The sequence below is a fragment of the Nonlabens sp. Ci31 genome (assembly GCF_012974865.1).
In the GTDB taxonomy this organism is placed as follows: Bacteria; Bacteroidota; Bacteroidia; order Flavobacteriales; family Flavobacteriaceae; genus Nonlabens.
Genome location: NZ_CP043633.1, coordinates 2186359 through 2199406 on the forward strand (window position 1 = coordinate 2186359; position 13048 = coordinate 2199406).

Annotated in this window: 12 protein-coding genes; 11 read left to right on the forward strand and 1 reads right to left on the reverse strand. The window is 37.4% G+C overall.

Annotated elements, in window-relative coordinates; all coding sequences use genetic code 11:
• The first annotated feature begins 149 nt into the window (after positions 1-149).
• The 9 genes from F0365_RS09610 (at position 150) to F0365_RS09650 (ending at position 8571) form a co-directional block, all read left to right on the forward strand.
• Positions 150-641 (forward strand): hypothetical protein, encoded by a 492-nt coding sequence (locus tag F0365_RS09610; protein WP_169933493.1) that lies wholly within the window; start codon positions 150-152, stop codon positions 639-641.
• A 55-nt stretch (positions 642-696) separates the two neighbouring features.
• Positions 697-2400 (forward strand): hypothetical protein, encoded by a 1704-nt coding sequence (locus F0365_RS09615; protein ID WP_169933494.1) that lies wholly within the window; start codon positions 697-699, stop codon positions 2398-2400.
• Positions 2401-2640: 240 nt separating this feature from the next.
• A complete protein-coding gene (locus tag F0365_RS09620) occupies positions 2641-3594 on the forward strand; it encodes an acetyl-CoA carboxylase carboxyltransferase subunit alpha (protein WP_169933495.1) in 954 nt (317 codons plus the stop codon).
• 292 nt (positions 3595-3886) lie between these two features.
• The gene (gene dnaB / locus F0365_RS09625; RefSeq protein ID WP_169933496.1) at positions 3887-5428 is read left to right on the forward strand and encodes a replicative DNA helicase; all 1542 of its coding nucleotides are present in this window, start codon (positions 3887-3889) and stop codon (positions 5426-5428) included.
• A 128-nt stretch (positions 5429-5556) separates the two neighbouring features.
• Complete coding sequence (locus F0365_RS09630; protein WP_169933497.1) at positions 5557-6819, forward strand: asparagine synthetase B; 1263 nt, start codon at positions 5557-5559, stop codon at positions 6817-6819.
• 344 nt (positions 6820-7163) lie between these two features.
• Positions 7164-7541: a hypothetical protein gene (locus tag F0365_RS09635; protein ID WP_169933498.1), complete on the forward strand. Its 378-nt coding sequence runs from the start codon at positions 7164-7166 to the stop codon at positions 7539-7541.
• A 154-nt stretch (positions 7542-7695) separates the two neighbouring features.
• Positions 7696-8022 (forward strand): GIY-YIG nuclease family protein, encoded by a 327-nt coding sequence (locus F0365_RS09640; protein ID WP_240961592.1) that lies wholly within the window; start codon positions 7696-7698, stop codon positions 8020-8022.
• A gap of 31 nt (positions 8023-8053) precedes the next feature.
• On the forward strand, positions 8054-8302 hold the full coding sequence (locus F0365_RS09645; RefSeq protein ID WP_169933499.1) for a hypothetical protein: 249 nt from the start codon (positions 8054-8056) through the stop codon (positions 8300-8302).
• Positions 8303-8328: 26 nt separating this feature from the next.
• Positions 8329-8571, forward strand: coding sequence for a hypothetical protein (locus tag F0365_RS09650; protein WP_169933500.1), 243 nt, complete (start codon positions 8329-8331; stop codon positions 8569-8571).
• Between the two features lie 27 nt (positions 8572-8598).
• Here F0365_RS09650 and F0365_RS09655 read toward each other — a convergent pair whose 3' ends face one another.
• A complete protein-coding gene (locus F0365_RS09655) occupies positions 8599-11028 on the reverse strand; it encodes a M14 family zinc carboxypeptidase (RefSeq protein ID WP_169933501.1) in 2430 nt (809 codons plus the stop codon).
• A gap of 338 nt (positions 11029-11366) precedes the next feature.
• On the opposite strand from F0365_RS09655, the gene F0365_RS09660 reads away from it, so the two are divergent.
• Both F0365_RS09660 and hemN read left to right on the forward strand, forming a co-directional pair.
• On the forward strand, positions 11367-11654 hold the full coding sequence (locus tag F0365_RS09660) for a hypothetical protein (protein WP_169933502.1): 288 nt from the start codon (positions 11367-11369) through the stop codon (positions 11652-11654).
• Positions 11655-11659: 5 nt separating this feature from the next.
• Complete coding sequence (gene hemN, locus F0365_RS09665) at positions 11660-13021, forward strand: oxygen-independent coproporphyrinogen III oxidase (protein ID WP_169933503.1); 1362 nt, start codon at positions 11660-11662, stop codon at positions 13019-13021.
• The last annotated feature ends 27 nt before the right edge of the window (positions 13022-13048 follow it).

Consider the following 13048-nt stretch of genomic DNA (forward strand, 5'->3'; position numbering starts at 1 on the left):
TTTTGTGATATATGATTGCTATATAGGTGTTTGTATTTATTTAAAAATTAAAATTAAAATTAAAATTAAAATTAAAATTAAAATTAAAATTAAAATTAAAATTGTAGGTATTTTCTCTATTATTACTTTTTTTGAATAAATTTTAACTTATGAGAAAGCAAGCAGTTGTAGCAATTATATTCTTAACATCCATATTAAGTTTTGGACAAGGTTTTTCTTATGGTGTAACTTACGGTCAAGGATTTGGAGATGATTTGAATTATTCAGCAGCTATCGAACTTAATTATTATTTTTTTGAAATAGGCGACGATTTTCAATTTGGATTAGCTACCGCAGGTACCTTAAGAGATATTCAATTCGGTTCAAGTGATTCAAACCCTGATGGTTTTTCAGATTCTGTTTTTTATGCAGATGTAGGAGTTGCTGCTAGATATTACTTATCTGATTTATTGAAAGCTAATTTAGATGTTGGATACAGTTTTGTGGAATCACAAGAAGAAGGCAATCTTATTTTTATAAAACCATATTTGGAACTGGATTTAGATTCTATTTCAATCATTTCAGGACCCTCTTTAAGTTTTGGGGACGGTTATAATTTTACTTCATTTAATTTAGGTATTAGATTCAAGGATTTATATTAAAATTTAAATAGAAATAGTCAGTATAATTTTATTTCAACTCATAGTATTTATTAGCATGAAACATTTTAAATTTCTTTACTTTTTAATAATATTTTTAATTCAATTTACGGTAACAGCTCAAACAGATTTCTCAATTGAGAAAAGTGGGATTGTCAAAACCAAAAAGACTGATAATACGGGTTTTGCTTTAAAGAAGCCAGATGGTGGAGTTTATGTTTTAGTGTATAATTACAAACGTGAAATACAATACGTCAATGAGTTTGATAGTAAGATGAAATTACGCAAGTCTACAAAAATAAGAGCAACCAAAGATCGAATTGTTTCCGCAGCTTTGGAAAATGGAAAAATCAAACTATTTGCCGTAGAAGTAGGAAGAGGATTGGGTAAGGTGTTAGTTGTTAATTTTGAGAAAAAGAATTTGGAGGAGATAATAGAAGAAGCCTATGATCTGGATCTAGATAAAAAAGCGATTAGGAAAAGTGTTGCAAAACAAGACGTAGATTTTAATCGAGTCAATGAAAAGAAATCTAACGGTGACATAGACGCATCTCTACATACTTTCACTAGTGATAAAGAAAACTTTACTTTAATAGCTACTTTACATAATTATGCAAAAAGAGGATTTACTATTTTCAGTGATGATCGACCTAGAGAAACATCAACACATACTATAATTAGATTAGATGAAAAATTGAATGTTGTTGATAATAAAGAAGTGACACTGATCCATAAAGATTTTAAAGATTTTAAATTATATAAGATTGACTATTTTGAAGACAACGATACCTATATATTTTATGGCAAGGGGAAAAAAGCTAAAAATAAAAATAGAAGAAAAGAGGATAGGGAACTAGATCTAATGGGCTTTGAAACAATTTATGTCTTGAAAGGCGATCAAAAACCTGTTATGATAAAATTACAAGGTGAAAAAGATCTTCTGGCAGTTTCTAAAGCATTAATCATCGATAATTCGATATCACTTGCTAGTTTAACCTTTTCTCGTGCATACACGGAAGAGGATAAAATTAAAACAGGTTTAATGGTTCAAGAGTTTGATATTCAAGACCTGAAACAAAAAGGTGTTATCATTAATACGGAATTAGATGACCATTCTTTTAAATCTTATGATTTTAAAAGTCCTAGCGAGGGGGATCTCAGAAAATTTGATTTTCACACCATGGTAAAATTTCAAAATGATTGGGTCTTTGGAATCTATTCTTATGAAGTAGGAACAGAAACTATGAGTTTTGGTTCAGGGCAGAATGTGCGTAGAAGATTAGTTTCATCAGAAAGAATTAAAGGAGACTTTAATGTGTTCCAGCTAGATTCCCAAAATGGAGAATTGATAAATCATTATACACTTAAGCGCGAAATAACAAGGGATAGAAGAGATAGGATTTATAACGTGGGTACCTATACTAACAGTGGTAGATTTGAGTTTTGGAATCATGGGGTTTTCTCAAAATATCGAGAAGGTAAATTTAACTTTATAGTAAATGCTAGGGAATTGAAAAAAGATACAGACACTTTAACCTATGTAAACAGTAATTTAAAATCAGATAAGGAATTATTAAAATCAAAACCTTACTTAATCACTCTTGATCTAGAAAAAGGCTTTGAATACAAACCTTTACTTAAAACGGGAACTGGTCTAAATGGTCTTATGGTAGAAAAAATGGTGAAGATTTCAGATAATGAGTACATAACAAATACACCTAAACCTAAAGAAAAGAGCTACGTTAAAATCACTTTAGACTAAGTTTATACTTTTAGAAGGAACTTGAAAAGCACCTTTATTGAGGTGCTTTTTTGTTAGCAAAGTTAAAGTTATAAAATTTGTGGAGCAATCTTGTCTGGACAACGATGCCGGTTCAAGAGTAAAAACGTCTGAGTAAGTAGCAAAACTCATTTCAATTTCAATTTTAAATTCGAGTTCAACTTCAACTTCAAGTTCATCGATATCACTATATTTGTTGATCCAAAAAACGAATTCCCTCATATGGAATATTTAGAATTTGAATTACCGATTAAAGAGCTGGAAGAAAAACACCAGCAAACGATTACTTTAGGTGAAGAGAGTGATGTTGATGTAAGTGCAACGATCAAGCAAATAGAGAAAAAGCTTAAGGCAACCCGTAAAGATATATATGCCAACTTAACAGCATGGCAACGTGTGCAGATGTCTCGTCATCCTAGCCGTCCTTATACTTTAGATTATATCAAGGCTATTTGTGGAGATACTTGGCTAGAATTACACGGTGATCGCAATGTAAAAGACGACAAGGCGATGATAGGTGGACTGGGTAAGATAGGCGACCAAAGCTTTATGTTTATAGGTCAGCAAAAAGGCTTTAATACCAAAACACGTCAGTACCGCAACTTTGGTATGGCAAATCCAGAAGGTTACCGCAAGGCACTTCGTTTAATGAAAAGTGCCGAGAAATTTGGTGTGCCGGTTGTGGCACTCATCGACACTCCAGGTGCCTATCCAGGCCTTGAAGCAGAAGAACGCGGTCAAGGAGAAGCGATCGCAAGAAATATTCTTGAAATGACGCGTCTTAAAGTGCCTATTATAGTAATGATTATAGGTGAAGGAGCAAGTGGTGGCGCACTAGGTATAGGTGTAGGAGATAAAGTAGTCATGTTAGAAAATACATGGTACTCTGTAATCTCACCAGAATCTTGTTCTTCTATTTTATGGAGAAGCTGGGAATACAAAGAAAGAGCTGCAGACGCTTTAAAGTTGACCTCTACAGACATGAAGAAATTAAAGCTAGTAGATGAAATTCTTAAAGAACCAGAAGGTGGTGCTCATAAGGATAGAGAGACTACTTTTAAATCTGTAGCAGAATGTATCGTGAGATATTATGAAGAATTAAAAGTCCTATCTCCTAAAGACCTCGTAGAACAACGCATGGATAAATATGCTAATATGGGAGTTTTTAAGGGGTAATTACAGGTGTACATTTTATAACCTATTGAAAAAAAGCTACAAAGTTGATGTGACAACTTTGTAGCTTTTTCAATTGTTTATTTTTTGATTTCCTAGGTCCAAACGACTTATCAACTTAAAAAAAACCAGAGAAGAATACCAGCTTTTTTTTGTGAGTAGTGATGCTTCCTAGCTTTCTTAAAAAACCAATGCTTATTAACATGTTATAAACCGTCTTTTTGATGTAATTGTTGATTAAGTTATCATAACCCAACACGAGTAAAACCTATTTAAATCCCTACTTTTGAATTCTATGGAAAAAGTACAACAACGCCCTAATATCGCCTCAGGAAACACTTCTGTTGTTACTCTTGAAAAAGGTAAAATACCACCTCAAGCAGTTGATTTAGAGAAAGTTGTCATAGGAGCTTTGATGATTGATGGTAAAGGAGTGGATGAGGTAATCGATCTGCTTTCTCCAGATGTTTTCTATCAGAAAAACCACCAATTCATTTTTGAAGCCATAGATATTCTCTTTAAAGAAGGGAAGCCAGTGGACTTATTAACCGTTAGCGCTCAGTTGCGTAAAATGGAAAAGATAGAAGCCGCTGGTGGAGATCATTACCTCGTTCAACTGTCCCAGTTGGTAAGTTCTACAGCGCACATTGAATTTCATGCGAGGATCATTCTTCAAAAATTCATACAGCGCAGTCTGATCAAAATTTCTACTGAGATTATCAATGAATCTTACGAAGAATCTACCGACGTTTTTGATTTATTAGACAAGGCAGAATCTAAACTTTATGAAGTAACCCAAGGGAACATCAGAAAAAGTACAGAGACGGCTATGGATTTGGTGCGTCAGGCAAAAGAGCGTATTGAAGAAATAGCAAATCGCGATGGACTCTCCGGTATTCCATCTGGCTTTACAGATCTGGACCGTTTAACAAGTGGCTGGCAGCCCTCAGATTTAATCATTATTGCTGCACGTCCAGGTATGGGTAAAACGGCCTTTACCTTGAGTATGGCTCGTAATATTGCCGTAGGAAATAATATTCCAGTAGCCTTCTTCTCTCTAGAGATGAGCTCGGTACAATTGATTACTCGTTTGATTTCTTCAGAAACAGGATTGAGTTCTGAAAAACTACGGACAGGAAAACTAGAGCCACATGAATGGGAACAACTCAACGTTAAAGTAAAAGATTTAGAGCAAGCTCCTATTTTTATTGATGACACCCCATCACTGTCTATTTTTGACTTGCGTGCAAAATGTAGAAGACTGGCCTCACAATACGGTATCAAACTGATCATGATTGACTACTTGCAATTAATGACTGCTCAGACCGGTAACAAAGGAGGGAATCGCGAACAAGAAATCTCTACGATCTCTCGTAATTTAAAAGCACTTGCCAAAGAATTGAGCGTGCCAGTAATTGCACTTTCACAACTGTCTCGTGCGGTAGAGTCTCGAGGGGGGTCTAAGCGTCCGTTACTTTCTGATTTAAGGGAATCTGGAGCGATTGAGCAAGATGCAGATATTGTATCCTTTATTTACAGACCAGAATATTACGGTCTGGAAGAATGGGATGATGACGACCGCAGCCCTACTGCTGGTCAAGGAGAATTTATCGTTGCAAAACACCGTAATGGTGCGACAGACTCCATACGTTTGAAGTTCTTAGGACAGTTCGGTAAGTTTGATAACTTGGATCAGTTTTTTACTACTCCAGAAGAATTTGGTTCTAAAATGAATGCTGCAAACGACGACACCTTAAAGCCAGATGCCTTTGACAGTCCTAAAGCTGGAAATCCTGGTGATGCTTTTGGAATTCCTAATGACGACATGCCGTTCTAGTGGAATAACTTGGTCGCATTATTGCAGTCTGTTCCGCATTCAATTATTATATTAGTACGCAGCTTTTAGGGTGGTGGTTTTTGTTGAATTCCGCTTTCGCGAAAGCGGTATAATTACACACTTTAAGAATGCTAAAAAGAATAATCTTACTCTTATTATTTTGTGCCAGTGGACTCTTTGCACAGTCTCAATATTTATTCATACCCATGGATGCAGAGACTCAGGCAGACCATTTAAAAGCTTACGGGATCTCCTATTGGGTGCTTTCTAAAGGAAACAAAGTCAAGTGGTTGCTCAATTATCGAGGCGGCTCCTTTTTAGTGCCTAACGTAGAAGAAATCAAAAAAGAATTGATCGTAAGAGGCGTGAGCTTTGAAGAAATGACCGAAGCCGAGGTACGATCTATCTTAGAATTGGTAGCCAGTCCGTCTCAAAACATGCAAGAAGTCTTGCTAGAAAAAGCTCCTAAAATAGCGGTGTATTCTCCTACAGGTACCTCGCCTTGGGACGATGCGGTAACTATGGTGCTCACCTATGCAGAGATTCCATACACCAAGATTTACGACGAGGAAGTACTTTCTGACCAACTTATATTATACGACTGGTTGCACTTGCATCACGAAGATTTTACAGGGCAGTACGGTAAATTTTATCGCAGTTTTAGAGCAGCGCCTTGGTATGTGGAAGAAAAGAAGCAAGCCGAAGAATTGGCGCAAAAGCTAGGCTACGATAAGGTGAGTGAAGAAAAACGCGATGTGGCACTTAAAATTAGAGACTATGTAGTCGGTGGCGGTTTTATGTTTGCGATGTGCAGCGCGACAGACAGCTTTGATATTGCACTCAGTGCAGAAGGAGTTGATATTGCAGAGCCCATGTTTGACGGTGATGCGAGTGATGCGGGGTATCAAAATAAAATAGATTATACAAAGACGTTTGCTTTTACAGATTATACACTTGAGCGTTCTCCTATGGTGTACGAATTCAGCTCCATTGATATGACTGCTAAGCGTACGATCGATCGAGAACTGGATTATTTCTCTTTAATGGATTTCAGTGCCAAATGGGATCCTATTCCTACCATGCTCAATCAAAACCATACGAGTCTTGTCAAAGGATTTATGGGGCAGACGACGAGTTTTTATAGAGAAGAGGTAAAGAAAAATGTTTTGGTACTTGGGGAGAACAGAATCAACAAAGAAGCTAAATACATTCACGGCATACGCGGTAAAGGATTCTTCACTTTCTACGGTGGACACGATCCAGAAGATTACCAGCATCGAGTAGGAGACCCACCTACAGAGTTGAGTCTGCACCCCAACAGTCCAGGATATCGCTTGATTTTAAATAATGTGTTGTTTCCTGCGGCGAGAAAGAAAAAGCAAAAGACCTGATTTTAATTTCCTCTTTTGGTTGCTAGCTTTTGTCCTTCCAGAAAATCTGGTTCGAGATGTTTTCCTGAAGATGGGAAACAGTTCCAGATTTGTCTGGAATCCGTTATGGATGGAGATAACTTTGATCACCGAGAACACTTACTGGATGCTGAACAAATTTGCATGCTGTATTCTTCACCTTTTTTGGAAATACCGCGTACCAACTTTCCAGCAGGACAAATCTATTTCACAAGCGCTAACCTGCGCGACTCTTGTCCTTCCAGCAGGACAAATCTAGTTCACAAGCGCTAACCTGCGCGACTCTTGTCCTTCCAGAAAATCTGGTTCGAAATGTTTTACTGAAGATGGGGAAACAGTTCCAGATTTGTCTGGAATCCATTATGGATGGAGATAACTTTGATCACCGAGAACACTTACTGGATGCTGAACAAATTTGCATGCTGTATTCTTCACCTTTTTTGGAAATACCGCGTGCCAATTTTCCAGCAGGACAAATCTATTTCACAAGCGCTAACCTGCGCGACTCTTGTCCTTCCGGAACATCTGGTTCGAGATGTTTTCCTGAAGATGGGAAACAGTTCCAGATTTGTCTGGAATCCGTTATGGATGGAGATAACTTTGATCACCGAGAACACTTACTGGATGCTGAACAAATTTGCATGCTGTATTCTTCACCTTTTTTGGAAATACCGCGTACCAATTTTCCAGCAGGACAATTCTAGTTCACAAGCGCTAACCTGCGCGACTCTTGTCCTTCCAGAAAATCTGGTTCGAGATGTTTTCCTGAAGATGGGGAAACAGTTCCAGATTTGTCTGGAATCCATTATGGATGGAGATAACTTTTATTAACTTGTGCTTCATAGAGATACCTTATTAATGAAAGTTTACGCCTTTTACGTTTATATCATGACCAATTTTAAAAATGGAACTATCTACATAGGTTTCACAGGGAATTTAGGTCAGCGTACTTTACAGCACAAAGCTGGAAAAGGCGGTAAATTCACCTCCAAGTATGAGCTTGGTAAACTAGTTTATAAAGAGTTCTTTCAATACGCAGATAAAGGTATTGCAAGAGAAAAGCAATTGAAAACTTGGAACAGAGAATGGAAAGTGAATCTCATACAGCAGCATAATCCTGAATGGATAGATTTAGCTAAAGAATGGTATACCGATAAGGAGATCGAAGAATATAAAGAAGATTGAAAGTCTTTCTTAAACCGAGAACACTTACTGGATGCTGAACAAATTTGCATGCTGTATTCTTCACCTTTTTTGGAAATACCGCGTGCCAATTTTCCAGCAGGACAAATCTATTTCACAAGCGCTAACCTACGCAGCTTTTGTCCTTCCAGCAGGACAATTCTATTTCACAAGCGCTAACCTGCGCGACTCTTGTCCTTCCGGAAAATCTGGATCGAGATGTTTTGCTGAAGATGGGGAAACAGTTCCAGATTTGTCTGGAATCCGTTATGGATGGAGATAACTTTGATCACCGAGAACACTTACAGTATGCTGAACAAATTTGCATGCTGTATTCTTCACCTTTTTTGGAAATACCGCGTACCAATTTTCCAGCAGGACAAATCTATTTCACAAGCGCTAACCTACGCGACTCTTGTCCTTCCAGCAGGACAAATCTATTTCACAAGCGCTAACCTGCGCAGCTTTTGTCCTTCCAGAACATCTGGTTTGAAATGTTTTACTGAAGATGGGGAAACAGTTCCAGATTTGTCTGGAATCCGTTATGGATGAAGATTTTAAAATATATCGAGAACAAGCTTACTCTTTTACAACCTTAAACGTCTTTGAAGCTTTATCGGTAGATATGTTTAAGAAATATATACCAGATGAATAACCATTGTAATCCAATTCTATATTGGCCTCTTTAGATTCAAAGCTGTATAGTTTCTGTCCTTGTAGGTTGTAGATAGTAGCTTGAAACTTTTCTAATGAGGTGTTTATAAATAGCCGGTCTTGCACCGGATTAGGAAAAACAGCAACCAATTCACCCAGTTCATTAGAGGCTTCACTTGCGGTAGCAGTATCCATCACGACTACCTTAAGGTCGTCAAAATAGAACCCATCACCAGTGACACTTTGATCGGTAACCAACTGAAATCGCACTAAAATTTGTTGCCCTAAATAATCACTAAGACTGATGCTTTCTTCTACCCAAGAGGATTGTATGCCATCGTATAATGGCTGTCCGTTTGCTGGTTGGCTAGCAACTCCTGTGTTGGTGTAATTACCGCATTGTGGCGTCCAAGAAGCACCATTATTTGTGGAAACTTCTACTTGCACATAGTCGTAATTGTTTTCAATATCCCATTTGGCTTGGAACCTAAGCTTTGCTTCTAATAAGGAGGTAGAAGTAAGGTCAATACTGCTAGCGTTATTAAGGATAATAGACTTATTCTGATTGTTGTTATAAGGTCCAACTGGAGAATCTGTAAACGATTGAGAAGGAGAAAAGAAGTCGGTGGTAGAAATCCCCCAACCGTTCAATTGCCAATTATTAGAATTTACAACCCTATCTTCAAAAATAGGCGTGAGGTCACCATATACTTTAGTAATCGTTTGTGCAGAGGTGTACAGTCCATTGAAAAGAGCCAGTTCATAGGTAATAAGATCACCAGGATTGATCGTGTTGATCAGTGTCATAGAAATGTTATCAGATACCGTTTGATTTAAATTGAGATTGGTAAAAGATCTGGCGCTTCCGACACTAGCGATGTTAGCACTAACAGGGTTGATGCTCACGCTAAAACCCGTCAAATCTTGCAATCCTAAACGAGTTAATGAAAAAGGAACCGTCAGGTTGGTAGTTTCAAAAGAGCTAGGGGCGTTATCTTCTAGCTTTCCATAGTTACCTATCAATTGGGCTGCTGTAATGTTATGGAACATCATTTCTTTACAAATACCATCTATTTGACTAGCCGCTGGCCAAAAAGAAGCACCTATTTCTGGAGTCATGGCATATACTTTTTCTCTTGCTCCACCAGAAGCAGTGGTGAGCATGCCGTACATAAAGTCATCGCTATCTCCTGCCGCTGGATACAAGTCTGAGCTGATTATGTTGTTATACCCGTTTTGTGACACCATTACTTCAGATATATTTTGAAACAAAGCATTTTCTGTGGTAGGTTGATTATTTGCATATCCAAAAGGATATAACAGCAACTCACTAAAGCTATGGTTGTTCAGTGCCATTTTAAAGTTATGATTCTCTAGAAAATAGCGTACCGCTCTAGTTTCTGGTTCGCTGAAAGGTCCAGTGCCGGCGTAGGTATCGTTATTTTGATTGGTAGAAGTACCAGCGGTATTCCACACTTCATTTCCTTGAGGTGTGATGTAACTGTAATTCCTATTAGGATCTACACCGTAGCCACCACGTCTGTTTTTGCGCCATAATCCACCGCCATTAGGATTTGTAGTTTGATTATAAATGTACCCATCAGGGTTCACAACAGGAATGAAATACAACTCTGTGTTATCTACTATAGCTTGAATTTCTGGATCGGTACTGTAATTTTCTAGTACGTACCACATAAAAAAGATAAGCTGTTGCATAGATGCAGGTTCACGAGCATGGTGAATACCAGTATATAACATTTGAGGCTCGGCAACTTCTACGATGGTTGGGTTGTCAGATATTTTCACCCATTGTTGGTAGCGGCCTTCACTGGTTACCAGATCATTTGGGTTGCTTGGGTCTATATTATCAGCTCTAGGCGTGATAATGTTGAGGTTATTGTTTTGGGAATAGAGGTACATGTCATCCAGTTCCTGTAGCATTTCGGTATAGGTTAGAAAGCCGCCCATACTACCTTGGTTGTAATTTTGTGGGGTTGTATAGTTTATTTGATTGCTGTTATTAAGGCAGCCGGCATTTTTTAAATCTAGTTGTGGGGAAACATATTTAGGACTTCTTGGATCATTTTGGTCTAAATAAAACTGCTTTACATCATTAATGATGATGTCGTAAGCAATACCTATAGTAGTTAAGGTCCGTAATTCTTTTACTGAAAAGTCAGATTCAAAGGAAACATCTTTTTTATGATAACCGTGATCCATGGAGACACCAGCTTCTTGAATCTGTTTGAATTGCTCATAAGAGTTGTAATAGACCTTTGCGCGGTGATGCAATTCTTGTTGTGCAAAGGAAGCACTAGAAATGAGAAGAATTAATAATGTTAAACAAGATTTCATAAAAAGGGAGTATAACTGATGATAAGATGGCTAAGATACTTTAATACAAGAGGCTAGCCTATAGAACTATATGGAAAACTAGTTTTGCCGTTTGTAAATACTGTTTAAAGCCTTGATAAACCTTAATTAGGCTTAGTAGATTGTCCGATTTTTTCAAAACAAGTAGTTTAAAGCAAGATAAAAAGAAGAAGTTGATGTGAATTCAAGAGGTGGTATTAGTTCCGCTTTCGCGAAAGCGAGAAAAAAACATCAAAGAATTATCTCAAAGCTGACAAAAGTCATCTTTTGAAACACCAGTCTCCCCTTAGATTTGCATCTAATAATTAAACACTTAAGGTATGAGTACTCTATATGTAAAACTGGAAAAAGACTGGAAAGATCATTTTATGCTGCACACTGCGGCTGCTATCATCGTTTGTACGTGTCTGGGAGGATTAACGGTATTGTCTGTTTTTCAAAACGGTAGTGGTGTATTCCAGATGATTCAAATATTTGCTGTCGTGGTGTTGTGCAACTTAGTGCTAGCATCGATTTTGACCTTGCAAAAACCTGCATTAGTATTGAAAGCGGTTATTGCGAGCATTTCTATCTGTAGTCTTATTGCCGCATTCAACTTTATATTTTAGAGCCCATGTGTTCACTTGTTTCTAAGTATAACGTGGCCGGACCTAGATATACCAGCTATCCTACAGTTCCCTATTGGGATCAGGATAGCTTTTCTCTTTCTAGTTGGAAAGAATCGTTACAAAGAAGTTTTAAAGAAAGCAATGCTAATGAAGGGATAAGTCTTTATATACACTTGCCTTTTTGTGAAAGTATGTGCACCTTTTGCGGTTGCAATAAGCGCATTACAAAAAACCATCAGGTAGAAATACCTTATATAGATTCTGTAATAAAGGAATTCCAATTATACCTTGAATTATTCGATGAAAAGCCTAAGATCAAACAGATTCATTTAGGTGGTGGAACACCTACTTTTTTCTCTTCAAAGAACCTAAAATACTTAATGACTGAAATATTTGCTCTAGCTGATAAAGCTGAGCATGCAGAATTCAGTTTTGAAGGTCATCCTAACAATACCACTCTTGAGCATCTTTCTACCTTAGGAAGACTAGGTTTTAATCGGGTTTGTTATGGTGTTCAGGATTATAATCTATCGGTTCAAAAAGCGATACATCGCGTACAACCTTTTCAAAAGGTACTGCAAGCTACAGAAAATGCGAGAAAAGTAGGCTATGCGTCTATAGGACATGATATTATTTATGGATTACCTTTTCAAACTATAGAAAATGTAGTTTTTACGATCCATAAAACCATAGAATTGCGACCAGATCGCATCGCTTTTTACAGTTATGCACATGTGCCATGGATCAAAGGAAATGGACAGCGTGGATTTAAAGATACCGATCTACCTGCTGCTCAGGTAAAACGGCAGCAATACGAAATAGGGAAGGAGTTACTAGAAGAAGCTGGTTACAGAGAAATAGGTATGGATCATTTTGCCTTGAAATCAGATGCACTTTACGCGGCGCAAGAATCTGGGGAATTAGTCCGCAATTTCATGGGATATAATTCTAGTAAAACCCAAGTGATGATAGGATTAGGGGTTTCTTCTATAAGTGATTCTTGGTACAGCTTTGCACAAAATGTAAAGAACCTTGACGCATATCAAAGTCTTTTAGAAAAAGGAGACTTACCCGTTTATAGAGGTCATGTACTCACTTCAGAGGATTTGGTAATACGTGAGCATATCTCTAATCTTATGTGCACGTTGGAGACTTCGTGGAGTGATGAGTCTTTGTGTTTTAAGGAGCTACCAGACGTGTTACAAAGTCTTGTAGAGTTAGAAAAAGACAATTTGGTTAAAATACAGAGTAATAAACTAATAGTGACAGAGAAAGGAAGAGCTTATGTGAGAAATGTTTGCCTGCCTTTTGATCTCCGATTACAAAGAAAACAACCAGATACACAGTTATTTTCAATGACGGTTTAATATAGGTCGTTTTAAATAAAAATTCCT

Excerpts from the sequence above, each read along its gene's own strand:
- F0365_RS09610 (WP_169933493.1), top strand. The coding sequence starts at position 150 with ATGAGAAAGCAAGCAGTTGTAGCAATTATATTCTTAACATCCATATTA.
- F0365_RS09615 (WP_169933494.1), top strand. The coding sequence starts at position 697 with ATGAAACATTTTAAATTTCTTTACTTTTTAATAATATTTTTAATTCAA.
- F0365_RS09620 (WP_169933495.1), top strand. The coding sequence starts at position 2,641 with ATGGAATATTTAGAATTTGAATTACCGATTAAAGAGCTGGAAGAAAAA.
- dnaB (WP_169933496.1), top strand. The coding sequence starts at position 3,887 with ATGGAAAAAGTACAACAACGCCCTAATATCGCCTCAGGAAACACTTCT.
- F0365_RS09630 (WP_169933497.1), top strand. The coding sequence starts at position 5,557 with ATGCTAAAAAGAATAATCTTACTCTTATTATTTTGTGCCAGTGGACTC.
- F0365_RS09635 (WP_169933498.1), top strand. The coding sequence starts at position 7,164 with ATGGGGAAACAGTTCCAGATTTGTCTGGAATCCATTATGGATGGAGAT.
- F0365_RS09640 (WP_240961592.1), top strand. The coding sequence starts at position 7,696 with ATGAAAGTTTACGCCTTTTACGTTTATATCATGACCAATTTTAAAAAT.
- F0365_RS09645 (WP_169933499.1), top strand. The coding sequence starts at position 8,054 with ATGCTGAACAAATTTGCATGCTGTATTCTTCACCTTTTTTGGAAATAC.
- F0365_RS09650 (WP_169933500.1), top strand. The coding sequence starts at position 8,329 with ATGCTGAACAAATTTGCATGCTGTATTCTTCACCTTTTTTGGAAATAC.
- F0365_RS09655 (WP_169933501.1), bottom strand. The coding sequence starts at position 11,028 with ATGAAATCTTGTTTAACATTATTAATTCTTCTCATTTCTAGTGCTTCC.
- F0365_RS09660 (WP_169933502.1), top strand. The coding sequence starts at position 11,367 with ATGAGTACTCTATATGTAAAACTGGAAAAAGACTGGAAAGATCATTTT.
- hemN (WP_169933503.1), top strand. The coding sequence starts at position 11,660 with ATGTGTTCACTTGTTTCTAAGTATAACGTGGCCGGACCTAGATATACC.